The 14,209-nt window shown below is 70.9% G+C and carries 21 protein-coding genes, 1 tRNA gene and 1 pseudogene; 20 read left to right on the top strand and 3 right to left on the bottom strand.

What is annotated here, in order from left to right:
• Positions 1 to 204: 204 nt before the first annotated feature.
• Both ACH4VO_RS31285 and ACH4VO_RS31280 read right to left on the bottom strand, forming a co-directional pair.
• A complete protein-coding gene (locus ACH4VO_RS31285) occupies positions 205 to 1,461 on the bottom strand; it encodes a tyrosine-type recombinase/integrase (protein WP_360989734.1) in 1,257 nt (418 codons plus the stop codon).
• A gap of 410 nt (positions 1,462 to 1,871) precedes the next feature.
• A complete protein-coding gene (locus ACH4VO_RS31280; RefSeq protein WP_360989732.1) occupies positions 1,872 to 2,252 on the bottom strand; it encodes a helix-turn-helix transcriptional regulator in 381 nt (126 codons plus the stop codon).
• Between the two features lie 268 nt (positions 2,253 to 2,520).
• Here ACH4VO_RS31280 and ACH4VO_RS31275 point away from each other — a divergent pair, with 268 nt between their 5' ends.
• The 20 genes and pseudogenes from ACH4VO_RS31275 (at position 2,521) to ACH4VO_RS31180 (ending at position 13,806) form a co-directional block, all read left to right on the top strand.
• Positions 2,521 to 2,823, top strand: coding sequence for a helix-turn-helix transcriptional regulator (locus ACH4VO_RS31275; protein ID WP_360989729.1), 303 nt, complete (start codon positions 2,521 to 2,523; stop codon positions 2,821 to 2,823).
• Entirely contained in the window at positions 2,807 to 3,034 is a 228-nt protein-coding gene (locus tag ACH4VO_RS31270) for a hypothetical protein (protein WP_360989726.1), read from the top strand. The genes ACH4VO_RS31275 and ACH4VO_RS31270 overlap by 17 nt, the downstream gene beginning before the upstream one ends.
• Before the next feature lie 87 nt (positions 3,035 to 3,121).
• The gene (locus ACH4VO_RS31265) at positions 3,122 to 3,571 is read left to right on the top strand and encodes a hypothetical protein (protein WP_360989723.1); all 450 of its coding nucleotides are present in this window, start codon (positions 3,122 to 3,124) and stop codon (positions 3,569 to 3,571) included.
• A complete protein-coding gene (locus ACH4VO_RS31260; RefSeq protein WP_360989721.1) occupies positions 3,568 to 4,239 on the top strand; it encodes a hypothetical protein in 672 nt (223 codons plus the stop codon). Before ACH4VO_RS31265 ends, ACH4VO_RS31260 begins: the two co-directional genes overlap by 4 nt.
• A gap of 69 nt (positions 4,240 to 4,308) precedes the next feature.
• Complete coding sequence (locus tag ACH4VO_RS31255) at positions 4,309 to 4,449, top strand: hypothetical protein (protein ID WP_360989718.1); 141 nt, start codon at positions 4,309 to 4,311, stop codon at positions 4,447 to 4,449.
• On the top strand, positions 4,446 to 4,688 hold the full coding sequence (locus ACH4VO_RS31250; RefSeq protein ID WP_360989715.1) for a hypothetical protein: 243 nt from the start codon (positions 4,446 to 4,448) through the stop codon (positions 4,686 to 4,688). Before ACH4VO_RS31255 ends, ACH4VO_RS31250 begins: the two co-directional genes overlap by 4 nt.
• Before the next feature lie 91 nt (positions 4,689 to 4,779).
• Positions 4,780 to 5,802: a hypothetical protein gene (locus ACH4VO_RS31245; RefSeq protein WP_360989713.1), complete on the top strand. Its 1,023-nt coding sequence runs from the start codon at positions 4,780 to 4,782 to the stop codon at positions 5,800 to 5,802.
• Positions 5,803 to 5,869: 67 nt separating this feature from the next.
• Positions 5,870 to 6,391: a hypothetical protein gene (locus ACH4VO_RS31240; RefSeq protein WP_360989710.1), complete on the top strand. Its 522-nt coding sequence runs from the start codon at positions 5,870 to 5,872 to the stop codon at positions 6,389 to 6,391.
• Positions 6,392 to 6,394: 3 nt separating this feature from the next.
• Positions 6,395 to 6,778 carry a hypothetical protein gene (locus tag ACH4VO_RS31235; protein ID WP_360989707.1) on the top strand — a complete coding sequence of 128 codons (384 nt, stop codon included), beginning with the start codon at positions 6,395 to 6,397 and terminating at the stop codon, positions 6,776 to 6,778.
• The gene (locus ACH4VO_RS31230) at positions 6,775 to 7,566 is read left to right on the top strand and encodes a WhiB family transcriptional regulator (RefSeq protein WP_360989705.1); all 792 of its coding nucleotides are present in this window, start codon (positions 6,775 to 6,777) and stop codon (positions 7,564 to 7,566) included. Before ACH4VO_RS31235 ends, ACH4VO_RS31230 begins: the two co-directional genes overlap by 4 nt.
• Positions 7,567 to 7,641: 75 nt before the next feature.
• Complete coding sequence (locus ACH4VO_RS31225) at positions 7,642 to 8,490, top strand: hypothetical protein (protein WP_360989702.1); 849 nt, start codon at positions 7,642 to 7,644, stop codon at positions 8,488 to 8,490.
• 2 nt (positions 8,491 to 8,492) lie between these two features.
• Positions 8,493 to 9,221 (top strand): ATP-binding protein, encoded by a 729-nt coding sequence (locus ACH4VO_RS31220; RefSeq protein ID WP_360989700.1) that lies wholly within the window; start codon positions 8,493 to 8,495, stop codon positions 9,219 to 9,221.
• Entirely contained in the window at positions 9,218 to 9,535 is a 318-nt protein-coding gene (locus ACH4VO_RS31215; protein ID WP_360989697.1) for a hypothetical protein, read from the top strand. The genes ACH4VO_RS31220 and ACH4VO_RS31215 overlap by 4 nt, the downstream gene beginning before the upstream one ends.
• Positions 9,536 to 9,564: 29 nt before the next feature.
• Positions 9,565 to 9,642: transfer RNA gene (locus ACH4VO_RS31210), tRNA-Leu, on the top strand.
• Between the two features lie 35 nt (positions 9,643 to 9,677).
• A complete protein-coding gene (locus tag ACH4VO_RS31205; protein ID WP_360989694.1) occupies positions 9,678 to 10,088 on the top strand; it encodes a hypothetical protein in 411 nt (136 codons plus the stop codon).
• Between the two features lie 93 nt (positions 10,089 to 10,181).
• Positions 10,182 to 11,278 (top strand): annotated as a pseudogene (locus ACH4VO_RS31200) (DNA cytosine methyltransferase).
• A 120-nt stretch (positions 11,279 to 11,398) separates the two neighbouring features.
• Positions 11,399 to 12,475, top strand: a complete 1,077-nt coding sequence (locus ACH4VO_RS31195) for a hypothetical protein (RefSeq protein WP_360989691.1) — start codon at positions 11,399 to 11,401, stop codon at positions 12,473 to 12,475.
• Positions 12,472 to 12,768, top strand: a complete 297-nt coding sequence (locus ACH4VO_RS31190; RefSeq protein WP_360989689.1) for a hypothetical protein — start codon at positions 12,472 to 12,474, stop codon at positions 12,766 to 12,768. The genes ACH4VO_RS31195 and ACH4VO_RS31190 overlap by 4 nt, the downstream gene beginning before the upstream one ends.
• Positions 12,765 to 13,001, top strand: a complete 237-nt coding sequence (locus ACH4VO_RS31185) for a LuxR C-terminal-related transcriptional regulator (protein WP_360989686.1) — start codon at positions 12,765 to 12,767, stop codon at positions 12,999 to 13,001. The genes ACH4VO_RS31190 and ACH4VO_RS31185 overlap by 4 nt, the downstream gene beginning before the upstream one ends.
• A 79-nt stretch (positions 13,002 to 13,080) precedes the next feature.
• Positions 13,081 to 13,806, top strand: a complete 726-nt coding sequence (locus tag ACH4VO_RS31180) for a hypothetical protein (RefSeq protein ID WP_360989684.1) — start codon at positions 13,081 to 13,083, stop codon at positions 13,804 to 13,806.
• Between the two features lie 60 nt (positions 13,807 to 13,866).
• Here the strand turns inward: ACH4VO_RS31180 and ACH4VO_RS31175 are convergent, their stop codons facing one another.
• Positions 13,867 to 14,145: a hypothetical protein gene (locus tag ACH4VO_RS31175; protein WP_360989681.1), complete on the bottom strand. Its 279-nt coding sequence runs from the start codon at positions 14,143 to 14,145 to the stop codon at positions 13,867 to 13,869.
• Between the last annotated feature and the right edge of the window lie 64 nt (positions 14,146 to 14,209).

Here is a 14,209-nt window from a genome sequence, read left to right as displayed (position 1 = left end):
TGGTGGGCGCGGACGGTTTCGAACCGCCGACATCTGCTTTGTAAGATATCGCGTCGGTCGATCTTGTATCGGTGAGTCCCAGTGAGGACCAGTGAGTTGGGCTCAACAGGCCGATCAGGGCCGCGAGTGAGTACCGGTGAGGTCGAGTGAGTGGCAGTGAGGGGTTTTTGTGGCCCCAGTGTGGCCGCGTGTGGCCCCACGGCCTCACACCACCCTGCGGAGCGTCCGCCCGGAAACCAGCGCCGTACGCACCTCGTCCACAAGGTCGGCCCCCGCGTGCTGATACAGCCACGTCACCCGGCCCCCGCGTTCATGGCCCATCACCACCTGAACGTCCTTCTCCGGGACCCCGGCGTCCTTCAGCCTCGTGGCAAACGTGTGCCGCAGATCGTGGACCTTCGGCCACCACTCCGTCCGGCCGGTCGCCGGATTCGTCACCTGCCGGGCCAGCCCGGCCGCCTGAATCGCGGGGAGCCACGACCGCCGGAAGTTCGGCCGCGTCAGCGCGCCGCCGCGCGGACCGCGGAACACCAGCTCCTCCTCGTGAAGATCCGAGCCGTCCCCGATCGGCGACTCCGTGGTCGCCGGGTCCCACATCTCCCACATCATCTCGACCGCCTCGACGGCGGCCGGCGTGAGCGGCACCGTACGAAACCCGGCCTTCGACTTGGGCGCCGCCTTGCGGTGGACCTTGCCGCGGTCGTCGATGAGAACTTCCTTCACCTTCATCACGGCTTGCCGCAGGTCGACGTTCGCGGCCCGGAGGCCGGTGAACTCACCCCACCGGGTACCGGTCTCTTCGGCGAACACGATGAGGGGTCGGTAGTACTCGGGCAGGTGCTCGCGGATGAGCGCGCACTGTTCGCGGGTCGGCGGGATCAGTTCGTCCGGGTGCCGGCTGGTCGCTGCGGTGACCTGGATGTCGGCGGCCGGGTTGAGCTGGATCCGGCGGTCGCGGAGCGCGGCCAGCATCATATGCCGGAACAGCTCCAGCACCTTCAGCTGGGTAGCCCGCCCCTTCACCTCGTTGGTGATCCAGTCCTGCACCTGGATCCACGTGATCGAGGACAGCTTCCGCTTGCCCCACTTCGGTTTCACGTGGACGGTCCAGGCGGACAGCTTCCGGTTCCGGGTGGTCACCGACTTGATGTCGACGGTCGGCCACCAGATCTCGTACCACTGCTCCACTGTGATGGACCCGCGCTTCGGGTCCTGGTACGTCCCGGCGTCGAGCGCCGCCTTCACCTTGTTGAGGTGCGCGACCGCTTCCTTGTACGTATCGAAGCGGGGCCCGCACTGCCGGCCGTCGGCGTCCCTGTAGCGGGCCTGCCACCGGCCGAGGCAGTCTCGCCGCGGCTTCCTCTCGCCGTGCTCGCCGGGCGGGTACGCCTCGGTGCACAGCTTGCAGCCGCATTCCTTGCTTCTGATCTGCCGGGGGTTGTTCGTCGCTCTACGCGCCACGAGACATCACCTCGCTGCTCCTCCGCTGCTGGGGTACGCGGGGCAGAAGGTGGATCGGTGCCCCGCAGAAGCAGCGTGCACCGTCAGGCGGCTGCTCGACGGCCAGTTCCCGAAGAACCGCCCGGACGACTGTGGCGGTTTTCGTCTCGGACGCGGACAGCGTCACAGGGAGTGTGATGACGCGCGCAGTCGGGTCCCACGGGTCGACCGACGGCAGCAGGGCGGAGTATTCAACACGGACGCACATGGGACCCCCGAGGTACGCAGGCGGGATAGGGACCTGCGGCCGACGGGGGAGGGCATCGGCCGTGTGCTCGACCGTACCCCCAGATGATGGAATCCGCGACTACTGAAACTTATGTTGACGATGTGTCAGACACAAGGAGTGACGGAGTCCATTTAGCGGAGACTCACGACGAGGACAAACGGTTGCGCTCGACGAGCGCGCGCATCTGAACCTCGGTCATCTCCTGCTGCTCCTCGGTGAGTTCCTCGATGAGGGCGAGGATCCGCTCGCGTGCGTCTGGAGAGAGCGGGCCGGGCGTGGCGCGGCCGGCGGCGGCGAAGATCTCAGCCTCGGTGAACCTCGGGAAGGCGGCGGCGAGGGCGCGCAGCTTCTCCTTGTTGGGGCCGCGCGTGCCGCCGCGCTTGCGGTGGACCCATGAGTTCACGGTCGCAGGGGCGACGCCGATGCGGCGCGCGATCTCCGAGTCACTGACACCGTAGGTGTCTTTCAGCCGGGCGATCAGCTGCGCGAGGTCCTCGGATGGCTGCTGTTCATGGGTGGTCACGACCCCAAGAATGACGGTTGATCTTCTACTTTTGCAAGTAAAAGTAGAGGCATGGCGGGATCTCGCTCCGGCGCGTGACCTCCCCGTCGCGCGCCGTAGACAGTGGCATATGCACACACTAGAACACGCGTTCGCTTCACAGCCAGCCCATCGGGAAACTCACTGAAACTCACGCCAACTCACTTGACCTCACGTCACTGACACAGTAGAAATGTGTCAACGGCGGCGCACACCGGGCCGCAGAGACACCACCTGGCGCGAGGTCCGCATGACCAACCTGATCCGCAAGGGCGCAGGCAAGCCACTCCGCGACGCAATGAAGCGGAAGGGCATGTCGGCCGAGCAGCTCGCAGCAGCCACAAAGGAAGTGGACGTGACCGGGCGCGGAATCAGTGCAGCAACGGTCTGGAAGATCACCGGCAGCGGATCCACCGCCACCGACGAGTGCCGGCCCCGGACGGCTTGGCTCATGACTACGGCCATGGGCGAGCCACTGCAAGACCACTTCGACATGCCCACAGTTTCAACCGACACAGTTGAAAGGTCTACCCACCATGGCGACTCTGGCTGACCGCACCGAGACGCTCCGCGCCGTAGGCGTGGCCCCCCTGCTCACCACCGCCCAGCTCCAGGCCTACTACGGCGTCTCGAACTGGACGGTCAACGAGTGGGTGAAGGACGGATGCCCCACCGAGCAGGGCCGCTTCCGCGGCCGGCGCTTCGACCTGAAGAAGGTCCGCACCTGGATGGCGGAAGAGCCGCAGCTCGCGGCAACCGCCTGACCCCTTTACGCACCACGGGGCCGCCCCGGACGGCAATCCGGATGCGACCCCTCGGCAGACCTCAACCACAGAGAAGAAGAGGACACCGTGACTGTGAATCTTATCCGCCCGACGGACGTGCCTGCCGGTCACCGGCGCACCCACCACGTGGACATCACCGTTCCCCGCCCGACGACCGTGGCCGGCACGTTCCGTGCAGCGGCCCGGGTGCTCGCCGCGAACGGGCTGCACCAGGGGGACTTCGTCCCGGACGCGTTCGACCGGGAGATGTGCATCCCGCACTTCCTTCGCCCGATGAGCATCGTGGCCGCGCTGAAGTGCGCGGTGTCGGGTGACCACCGTAGGGACTCGCTGCTGGCGGACGAGGCGATCGCGACCCTGGCCCTGCGCCTGGACGACGGCGGCCCGCGGTGGGGCGACATCTTCGCCTTGGAGGCGCACGTCGACGCGTGGGGTGACGCCGAGGGGCGGACCACGGAGTCGGCGGTGGCGGTGCTGTACGCGGCGGCTGACGCCTGTGAGCAGGTGGCGGCATGAACGCCCGCGACGAGCTGGCCGCTGCGGTGGCTGAGCTGGGCGCCCTGCCCATGCCGACGGGTGAGCCGATGCCTGTCGAGCTGACCGAGAAGCAGATCGAGACGCTGGCCGCTGCGGGGAACCGGGCGGTGAACGACCACTACCACGAGGACCTGTGCTACTGCCGCAGCTGGCCGACCAGCTGCGAGAGCAGCGGCCAGTACTTCATGGGCACGTGGGACACGTACGCGTTCAACATCGGTCTGCCTGCGGTGCTGGGTGTGTGGGAGTCGCTGCGGAACGACCGGCACGCGGCGAAGATCGCGGAGCTGCGTGCCCGGGTCGCCGAGCTGGAGGCGGGCTCCCCGTGGGAGCGTGCGGTCGCCGGGCTCAACGCCCTCGTCGACGCCGGCGTCGCTTTTCACGTCGAGCCGGACGGGCACATCAGCGCCCCGTTCAGCGACGAGCACATCGAGTGGGACCTGAAGTCCCGCCGGTGGGTCCTCACCCACGACGACGAGGACGAGGGGCTGCCCCCGCTGCCGGGTGAACTGGCCGAGCAGCGGCACCTCGTCGACCCGCTGGACCACGTGCTGGAGCACTTCGCCGACGAGCCGCAGACCGAGGTCATCAACCTCGATGCGCAGATCGGCGCCCTCCATGCCGCGTTCCGCGAGGACGCCTCGTGATCTGGCTCCTCGTGTTCTCCCTCGCCGTCCTCGTGTTCTGGCTCCTCGAACTCGCCCTCGGAGGCACCGATGCCCGCTGACCTGACGCCCGACGAGGAGCCGGAGTACGACTCGGCGGAGCAGGCGGCGGCCGAGGACGGGTTCACGTCCCTCTCCCGGTACCTCGCCGTTCGCCCGATGCCCCGCCAGCAGGACCGGAGGGCGGCATGAGGAACCCGACCGACGCCCGGCTGACTGCCCTCCGCACGCTCGTCCGCGACTACCAGGGGCCCATCACCACCCGCGTCGTCCAGACGTACTACGCCGGCAAGTTCGGTCCGGGTGACTGGCGCGGCAAGGCTCGCCAGGACCTCGCGCAGCTGACCTGCGAGGGGCTCCTCGTCCTCGACGACACCGACCCCGGCCGCCGCGTGTTCCGCCTCGTCCAGCGCTACGGCGGTGGCCGATGAGCCCCCGCGCCTGGGCCTGGTCCCTCGCCGCCAGCCTCACCATCTGGGCCGTCATCGCCGTCACCATCCTCACGATTCACGGAGCCACCGCATGACCGACATCGCCATCCGCCAGCCCGCCAGCCTCGACGGATCCGTCCGCTTCGCGCAGCTTCTCGCCGATGCCGACCTTCTGCCGAAGCAGTTCGTGGGCAAGCCCGCCAACGTCCTCTACGCCATCGAGTACGGCCGGACCCTCGGCATCACCCCCGTCGCCGCGATCACCGGTATCCACGTGATCGAGGGCAAGCCGTCCGCGTCGTCCGGTCTGATCGGGGCGCTCGTGCGGCAGGCCGGACACAAGCTGCGGGTCAAGAGCGACGGAGCCACGACGGCTACCGCGCAGATCGTCAGGGCCGATGACCCCGACTTCACGTACGAGTGCACGTGGACGCTGGAGCGCGCCGAACAGGCCGGGCTTCTCCAGATCAAGGAGGGCAAGCCGTGGGCCCGCGACCGCAACGGTAGGCCCGCCACGTGGGAGAAGTACACAGCGGCCATGCTCAAGGCCCGTGCGATCACCGAGGTGGCACGCGATGCCTGCGAGGACGTCCTCTTCGGCCTGCACTACACGCCCGAGGAACTGGGCGCGGTCGTCAACCAGGACGGCGAGCCGGTAGAGGCGTCGGTGCAGCAGCTGCGTCGGGTCCAGCCGGGCGAGGGCGACCCGTGGGCAGCACCGCAGACCGCCGCACAGGGCCGCGACTACCTGCACGAGGCACACGAAGCGGCCGACGCCGAATCGGTGCGCCGGATCTGGCGCGAGGCGCAGGCCGACGGCGCGGTGCCGGAGTACCTGGAGCAGATCGCGGCCGTCGGCAAGGACAAGGCCGCCGCCCCGGCGCCCGCTCCCGCCGCCCCGGAGGCAACCGACGAGGGCGTAGTCGACGCCGAGGTCGTCAGCCCCGAGGACGACTACGCGGCCGCCGTCGCCGAACTCCGCGAGGCCGCCGAGCTCGCCCGCCTGGAGGACTTCGACGCGGGCACCGAGCAGGCCCTCGGCATGCCGCTCGCCGACGCCCCCGTCGAAGCGATCCGGGCGCTCGCCGCGACGATCCGCCCCGCCGCCGCCTGACCCACCCGCACACCGCACAACGGGGCCGCCCGCGGGATAGGCGGGCGGCCCCACCAAGGAGCATCCCATGGACATGCAGCAGCTGGCCTTGGAAGAGGCCGCACTGAAGACCCTCGCCGACACCGTCATGGACCGGCTGAAGACCGTGAAGGCCGAGATGCAGGAAGCCCTCACCACCGGGGGTGTCGGCAAGGTCGACGCCACCCTCCCCGACGGCACGAAGGTCGCGACCATCAGCCGCACCGACTCGAAGCCCGCCGCGGTCGTCACCGACCCGGAGGCGTTCCTCGCCTGGGTCCGGGCGAACTCCCCGCACAACGTCACCACCCGCCTTGTCACCGAGGTTCGGCCGGCGTACACGACGGCGCTCCTCGCCGAGATGACCGCGGCTGGTACGGCCGAGGTGTCCGACAAGGAGACCGGTGTCGTCGAGGCGGTGGCGGGGGTGGAGATCCGAGCGACTCGGTCGACGACGCACTCGGTGCGGCCGACGAAGGACGGCCGGGCCCTGATCGCCGAGGCGTGGCGCACGGGAGCCCTGGCCCACCTGCCCCTGCCGCAGATCACTAGCACCACGACGGAGGCCTGAGCCATGTTCGTTCTTCGTAGCACGCACGCCGCCTTGCAGGCCGACTACGAGCGGGTGTTGGAGCAGCGTGACACCGCCCGCCGCGAGGTCCGGGCCGGGCAGGCCGCGACCCGTACCGCGGCCGGCCAGTACGCCAGCGCCGACGCGACCTTGCACCGGGTGCGGCTGGCCCGGATCAGCGACGCCGTGAGGTACGGGCGCCGTATCGAGCGCCTGGCCCGGGCCGTCGTCCGGTACCGGGTGGCACTGGCCGCCGAGGCCCGCCGTGCGGACCGGCTTCAGGCCGCGTACGACAGCGCGGTCGGCCTCGACGCCCCGGCCCTCGACCTCGGCGCCCAGTGGCAGCAGCGCCGCACCGACAAGCCCGCCAAGGAGGCGAAGGCATGACCGTCAGCCTCTTCCACCAGCCCGCCCCCGACACCGTCGACCACGGCGACCGGTGGCGCGAACAGGCCCTGTGCGCCGACCCGGTCTACGACCCCGAGGCCTGGCACCCCGTCGGAACCGGGCCCGGCGCACAACAGCAGACCGTCGTGGCCAAGGCCGTTTGCCACCGGTGCCCCGTGATGGACATCTGCCTGCGCTGGGCACTCGACCAGCGCGAGGACACCGGCATCTGGGGCGGACTCGACGAAGAGGAACGCCGCCGCATCCACGGCCGCCGGGCACCGAGCACAGTCACCGCGAAGCCGCGACCGACCGGTCTCGTAGATGCCCTGGCTCGGCAGTCCATCACCCTGCCCGACGGCCACACCCTGTGGACCGGGTCGAACCCGGTACGGATCAAGGGCATTTGCTACACGCCCGGTCAGGTCGCCTGGCATGCCGCCCATGGTGGGCCGCCGGTCGGACGTCTGTCCACCGGGTGCGACCGCCCCGGCTGCATCACCGTGGGGCACCTCCTCGACGACACCCTCCGGGCCACCCGGCATGGCACGCCTGCCGCGTACAAGGTGCATGAGCGGCGGGGTGAGGAGCCGTGCGAGGAGTGCAAGGCCGCCCGCCGCGCCCACGACCGGGCCCGCCGCGGGCCAGCCGTGTGCGGGACCCGGCCCGGCTACCAGAAGCACCGGCGGCAGGGCGAGACGCCGTGCGACCCGTGCCGGCAGGCGAACGCGGACGCCGACCGCCGCTTGCGGAACACCGGCACCACGAAACAGCTCGCCACCGCCTGACGCGCCACCGGCCCGGGGCCGCTGTGCCCCGGGCCCACCACCCGCACCACCACGACCGTACGGAAGAAGGCCCGCGTGTCCATCGACGCCATGCACTGGGTGTGGAACCACTCCCGCGCCAAGGGGAACGCCCGGCTCGTGCTGCTCGCCGTCGCGGACAAGGCACCCGGCCCCGACGTCACGGCAAAGCTGGGCACCACCGAGTTCGTCGCGCGGCTGAACGCGGCCCGATCCTCGGTCGTCAAGGCCGTCGACGCGGCCCTCGCATCGGGCGAGCTGGTAATCACCGAGCCTGCCGTGGGAAGCCGGGCGGCTACATACCAGCTGCCCCACGCAGTCGGGTACGTCCGCCCCACCCTGAACGCTAGGGGTCCGGAATCCGGACCGGTAGACAACAGCTACCGGTCCGGAAACGAGACCCCTAACTCTGAGCAGGGGTCCGGAATCCGGACCGGTAGCGAAACGGCTAGGGGTCCGAAAGTCGGACCGGGGGGGTCCGGAAACGAGACCCCTATGGGTCCGGATTCCGGACCCCTCAACCAGACCACTCCTACCAGGAGTGAAAGCAAGCTAGCTGGAGAGCCTGCTCCCGTCCTCGGACCCGAGATCCCCACCAACTGCCGACCCCTCGTCGACACTCTCACCGCCGCCGGGATCCTCGTCCGCTGGAACCTCGCCCCCACCGAATGGTTCATCGTCGAAGCGCTCATCCAGCGCACCGGCGTTGCTGCCCTCGCCGCCTACGCCCAGAAGCAGGCCGCGGCCAAGGACATCAGCTACGCCAAGTACTTCCTGCCCGGCTGGCGTGAACTCCCGCCCATGCCCGAGGCCGGCACCGCTCGCCCGCCGCTTCGTGCCGTGTCCGGCGGCTGGCAGCCCTACACCAACCCGACCGACGTCTCCGCGTACTCGAACGGATTCTGACCATGGAACCCACCACCGCAGGCAGCCTCGGCCCGTCCGCCCTCGCCAACCTCATGGGCGGCATCCGCCAGAAGCAGGACGAAGGCGTGACCGCAGGCCCCATCGACGACGCACCGACCCCCGACGAGCCCGGCCACCCCGAGTACCACCGCCGCCGCCGCGCCGAATGGGCACTGAAGCGCTGGGAGACCGCCACCCCGCCCCGCTACCGCCGTGCCGAAGCCACCGTCCCCGACGTCCAGCAGTGGGCCGACGACGTTGCCGCGGACCCTGACACCGCCGGATCGCTGCTCCTCACCGGCACGACCGGCACCGGCAAGACGTACCAGGCGTACGGAGCTCTCCGCCGCATCGCCGCCGCCGGCCCCCGCGTGTACGAGATCCAGGCGATCACCGCCGCCGACATGTACGGCCTGCTCCGCCCCAAGGGGAGCGAGCGCGGCACCGAGGAAGAACTTCGGCGGCTCTGCCGTATCCCGCTCCTCGTCCTCGACGACCTCGGCAGCGCGAAGGCGTCCGAGTGGACGGAGGAGGTCACCTACCGGCTGATCAACGAGCGGTACAACGCCTGCCGCCCCACCCTCTACACCTCGAACCTTCCCGCCCGCGCGCAGAACGCCCCTGACCTCACGTCCGCGCTCGGCGAGCGCATCGTGTCCCGGCTCTCCGAGGACACCCGCGTCGTCGCCATGACGGGCACCGACCGCCGCCGAGGAGGCCGCGCCGCATGATCCCCGACCCGTTTCCGCCCGCGGCCCTCGCCGCGTTCGCTGCCGGCCTCGACGACTACCGCCTCACCACACCCACCCACGAACAGAACCCCGCCGAAGCCGCCCGCTATGCCGCCGCGACCCTCGTCTCCTCTGGGTGGGCCGTCCACATTCCCCCGCGGAAACGCACCGGGAGCCGTACCGCCTGCCCCGTCTGCACCACCGGGCAACTCGTGAACAGCAACGGGCAGATACGCCGCCACGGCGCCCCCGGCCACCCCTGCCCCGGCTCCGGCGCCATTGCCACCCGGGAGTCCGCCCACGTAACCACGTAACAGGGCCGCCCGGTCACCGGGCCATCCCGGCCCGGGTGGCGAAACGGCAGACGCAGCCGCCTTAAAAGCGGCACCCCTTGCGGGTTCGACTCCCGCCCCGGGCACCACCACCCCTCACCACACAGCCAGAGGAGAGAACACCGTGATCCGCGAGACCCGATTCCTCATCAGCCGCACGCCCTACGCCATCGACCCTGCCTCTCTGCGTGTGGGTGACACCAACCCGAACACCGGCAACACGTGGGCAATGATCAACGCCGTCTGGTTCCGTCGCCGCCCCGACAACACCGGGCCCAAGCGCCGCACTATCACCGTCGCCTGTGTAGGCACCCTCCGCGACCTCCAGGACCAGACACCGCGTACCGCCGAAGAGTTCCTGACCGCATTCGTCGACGGCCGGTACGGCGGCCACTGCGACGGCCGCTGGAACGGCAACGGCTACTGGGGTGCCCACGAGCCGACTGTCATCGAGGAACACCTCACCCTGCTGCGGCCGATGCTCGACAACTACCCGACCATCCCCGCCGGGTTCGACGGCTGGTGGCGGTTCTGAGTGACCCTCGCCCTGGACCGGGCCCGCGCCCTCCTCGACACCCCGCCACCCGACCCCATCCCCGGACAACTCGACCTCACCAGGAGCGACCACATGACCGCACCCGACCTCATCGTCGAAGGGTTCCACGGCCCCGGAGGCTGGGCGGAAGGCCGCCGCATCCTCGGCCTGCACACCCGCGCCATCGGCCTGGAATGGGACGCCGCCGCGTGCGCTACCGCGACCGCGGCCGGGCACACCGTGGTCCGCTGCGATGTCGCCGAGTACCCCACCAGCCCCTTCACCGGGCGCCGCATCACCAAGGTCGACTCATCGCCCTGTCAGGCCTGGTCACGCGCCGGCAAGGGGCTTGGCCTCCAGGACCAACCCCTCGTCCACCAAGCTGTCGAAGACCTCGCCGCCGGACGCGACACCCGTGCGAAGCTCCTCACCGCATGCAAGGACCCCAGGTCGCTGCTTGCCGCCGAGCCAATGCGCTGGCACCACGACCTCCGGCCCGAGACCGTGCTCATGGAGCAGGTACCCGCCGTCCTGCCCCTGTTCCAGCAGTACGCGCGAATCCTGCGCTCCTGGGGCTACAGCGTGTGGGTCGGCATCCTCAACGCCGCGAACTACGGCGTGCCCCAGACACGCGAACGCGCCGTCCTCATAGCGTCCCGGGTTCGAGAGGTCACCGCCCCGAGCCGACCCACTCCGAACAGCCCGCCGACGACCTGTTCGGCACCCGCCTGGACCCGTGGGTCAGCATGGCCGACGCTCTCGACTGGCCCAGCGGCATCGACATCAACACCCGCGGCGAACGCCGCACTTCCGGTGGCAACAACTTCCCAGCAGATCGCCCCTCCTGGACGCTCACCGAGAAAGCCCGCTCCTGGTGGGTCCTCCGCCAAGGCGCCCGCTCGAACGCCACCACCCACCGCCTGGACCAGCCCGCCGCCACGATCGTCGCCGGGCACTCCCGCCGCGACTACCAGTGGCAGACCGTCGGTGACGGCCCCCAGCAACGCCGGCCGCTCGCCCTGACCGAAGCCGCGGTCCTCCAGGCATTCACCGCCGACTACCCGTTCCAGGGCAGCGAGTCCAAGGCGTTCCAGCAGATCGCGAACGCCGTCCCCCCGCTGCTTGCCGCGCACGTCCTGTCCGCAGCCACCGGCGTCCCGATGCCCGCCCGGCAGCTGGCCGCGGCGTGACACGCAGTACGCCCGACCGGGTCGAAGCCGGTCGGGCGCCGCACCACCGTACCGCCTGACCCACCCCACCCCCGGCCCGGGGCCACACCGCCCCGGGCCGCTCACACCACGGAGCACCCGATGACCCACACCACACCCGCCGCCGCCGACCAGCTGCGCGACCGCCTTGCCGCGCTGCTCGCCCACCACGCCGATGTCCTCGCCGCGACCCTTCGCACGGACGCCCTGTCCGGACTGCCTGAGTACCGAGACGGCGTCCACCGCGCGGCCGGACTGCTCGGTCTGCACGCCGAGCACCTGACTGCCGACGAGGAGACCCCGGCCGTGCGCGAACTGCTCGACTCGATCCTCGCGTTCGAGGCCGAGCGGCCCGACCTCGCGCACGCCCGGCAGGTCCTCGGCACCACCACCGGGCAACCGGAAACCGAGGCGGCCGTCGTCGACCGGGTCCCGGTGAGAGACCGGATCCGCCGGGCGATCTGCGAGGCGTCCGGGTTCACCTGGCTCCCCGACGAGTTGATGGAGCCCGACGAGTACGGGGAGCACGCTGACGCGGTCCTGGCCGTACTGCCCGCTCCCGCCGTCGACCGGGCCGCGGTCTGCATCTGCGGGCACACCGAGGCGCAGCACTTCGAGGACGTCTGCCAGGTCTGCGACTGCGGTGACTTCCTGGAGCCCGAGGCGGCCAGGGAGATGATCGCCCACCTGCGCGCCGCCGTGCTCGCGAAGCAGGACGGACGCCGGGCCACGACCCTGAACGAGCGTGCGAACTTCTTCGAGGGCGTGCTCCGCAACGCGGCGGACCCGGGCGCCGACCCCCGGTACTGGTCTGCGATCAGTGACGTCATCAGGGGCCTTCGCCAGCAGGCTGCCGAGGCGCAGCAGCCCGCGCTGGCCACGCTCGACCCGACCGCCGCCTACAGGACCGCCCTGTACGACGCCATCGACGCCATCGAGCGCCTGCCCCAGGACCACAGCGCCGCCACCAACCTGCTCCACCGCCTGGCCACCGGCGACGAACAGCCCACCCCCACCGAGACCGACCTCACCGAGACAGCCGACGACGCCGCCCGCCGCTTCGCCCGCCGCCTGCACGCCGTCGAGCGGCTGTGCTCTGGGCGCCCCGGCTACCACACGATCACCGTCAAGGCGCTGCTGACCGCGATGAGCGACGCCGACGAGGAGCCGACCCCGTGAGCGCCCTCTACACCGCGCTGGCCGCACTCGCCACCGGATACGGGCTCGGCCGCTACCGGCCCGCCCACCGCACCTCGGACTGGGCATACCGGCAGCGCTGGGCAAAGCATCGCCCGACCGGAGCCCGCTACTGGGCGATGTACACGGTGAACTCCATCGAGAACATCGGCTGGCTCATCGCCCACCCAGTGCAGGGCTGGGACGCCTGGCAGCACCGCAACGACCCGCCGGCCCCGCTCAGCCCACCCGTCCGCATCCGCACCAACCACGCCACCGAGGAGCCGACCCGATGACCCGAGGCCCCGCCCGCATGCCCCTCACCCCCCGACAAGCCCAAGTCCTCACCGCAGCCGCCGACGGAGCCCCGCTCCGCGAGGTCGCCAACCGGCTCGACGTCACCCGCGAAACCGTCGCCGCCCGCCTCTCCGACGCCTACCGCCGCCTCGACGTGACGCACCTGCCCCGCGGCGACCGCCGCCAGGCCGCCGTCCGTACCGCCCGAGCCCGCGGCCTCATCACCCCTTGACCCACCCCGGCCGCCCGGACCCCCACACCCGGGCGGCCACCCCCGCGCACCCGTCCCACCGCACACCAGGAGCCACCCTGTGAGCACCGCCGCTGACCTCCGCACCATCGCCACCACCTGGGTCGACCTCAACGACGCGCTGGGCGCCCCCGCACAGATCGGCGCATTCGGTCGCGGCCTCCGCGGCTACCTCGCCGCCATCGAGGAACCCGACCTCGACACGGCCGCCGAACTCCGGGCCCTGGAGCGCGACCCCGCCCAGCTCGGCCAGCGCCCCATCCCGATCCGCCTCCAGGTGTACGCGACCATGCGCACCGTGGAGGCCGCCCTCACCGGGTGCGCCGCCGCGGTCGCCGAACACGTCCAGCGGGCACCCATCCCCATGCCCGCACCCCGCCGTGCCGCGGTCGCCCGCACCCGGGCCGACCGGGTCGCCTGGGACGACCACGCCCGCCGCATCCGTATGGCCCAGCAGGACGCCGCGGACCCCCGCCGGTGGCGATGGACCGGAACACAGCCCACAGCCCCATACGCGGCCCTCTGGCTCCTCGCCCGGGTCCAGGGAGCCCCCGGCCCGTTCCGGCCGCTCGCCGACGCCCAGCACCGCCACATCACCGCCGTGGCAGCCGAAAGCCGACGCCGCGTCGAGAGCGTGCTCGACACCAGGGCCGCCACCGCGGCCCTGTCCCGCCCGTGCCCCGACTGCGGCGGCACCATCACCGTGTACGGCGGCGCCGGCGCCAGCCCCCTCGCCAACTGCGCGGACTGCGGCGGCGTCTGGTCAGAACTCGGCGCCGCCGCCTGACCCCGGGCACGACGAAGCCCCCGACCACATCCCGGTCGGGGGCTCGTTCGTGCGCGCGGACTACTCCGCAGCCGGCGGTTTTGCCCGCGGCCGGTCCCTGCCCGACCCGGTGTAGCCCCGCTCGATGTCCTGCACCGTGGCCAGCGACACCTTCAGCGAGGCCGCGATCTTCCGGTACGAGACGGGCGGCGTCTGCGCGCGCATGTCGAGTACGACCTCACGGCGCAGCTCCCGCCACCTCTTGCCCCGGTCCGCTTGGTCGGCCATCACCTCGCTGATGGCCCGTGCACGCTCCTGCGGGTCGGTCATTGCCTCTACAGCATTCATGGCGTCGATCACGCGTTGCGCCTCCTCGGTCACACCCGGCCTCATCTCTTGGGCGGGCCGCTTGCCATGAGTGTAC

Origin of the sequence: Streptomyces sp. NPDC020780 (assembly GCF_044334475.1) — a bacterium.
Lineage (GTDB): Bacteria > Actinomycetota > Actinomycetes > Streptomycetales > Streptomycetaceae > Streptomyces.
This window is presented reverse-complemented; position numbering and strand designations above follow the sequence as displayed.

Coding starts and splice junctions, on each gene's coding strand:
- ACH4VO_RS31275 (WP_360989729.1), top strand. CDS start 2,521: ATGACCAACCTGATCCGCAAGGGCGCAGGCAAGCCACTCCGCGACGCA.
- ACH4VO_RS31270 (WP_360989726.1), top strand. CDS start 2,807: ATGGCGACTCTGGCTGACCGCACCGAGACGCTCCGCGCCGTAGGCGTG.
- ACH4VO_RS31260 (WP_360989721.1), top strand. CDS start 3,568: ATGAACGCCCGCGACGAGCTGGCCGCTGCGGTGGCTGAGCTGGGCGCC.
- ACH4VO_RS31255 (WP_360989718.1), top strand. CDS start 4,309: ATGCCCGCTGACCTGACGCCCGACGAGGAGCCGGAGTACGACTCGGCG.
- ACH4VO_RS31250 (WP_360989715.1), top strand. CDS start 4,446: ATGAGGAACCCGACCGACGCCCGGCTGACTGCCCTCCGCACGCTCGTC.
- ACH4VO_RS31245 (WP_360989713.1), top strand. CDS start 4,780: ATGACCGACATCGCCATCCGCCAGCCCGCCAGCCTCGACGGATCCGTC.
- ACH4VO_RS31240 (WP_360989710.1), top strand. CDS start 5,870: ATGGACATGCAGCAGCTGGCCTTGGAAGAGGCCGCACTGAAGACCCTC.
- ACH4VO_RS31235 (WP_360989707.1), top strand. CDS start 6,395: ATGTTCGTTCTTCGTAGCACGCACGCCGCCTTGCAGGCCGACTACGAG.
- ACH4VO_RS31230 (WP_360989705.1), top strand. CDS start 6,775: ATGACCGTCAGCCTCTTCCACCAGCCCGCCCCCGACACCGTCGACCAC.
- ACH4VO_RS31220 (WP_360989700.1), top strand. CDS start 8,493: ATGGAACCCACCACCGCAGGCAGCCTCGGCCCGTCCGCCCTCGCCAAC.
- ACH4VO_RS31215 (WP_360989697.1), top strand. CDS start 9,218: ATGATCCCCGACCCGTTTCCGCCCGCGGCCCTCGCCGCGTTCGCTGCC.
- ACH4VO_RS31195 (WP_360989691.1), top strand. CDS start 11,399: ATGACCCACACCACACCCGCCGCCGCCGACCAGCTGCGCGACCGCCTT.
- ACH4VO_RS31185 (WP_360989686.1), top strand. CDS start 12,765: ATGACCCGAGGCCCCGCCCGCATGCCCCTCACCCCCCGACAAGCCCAA.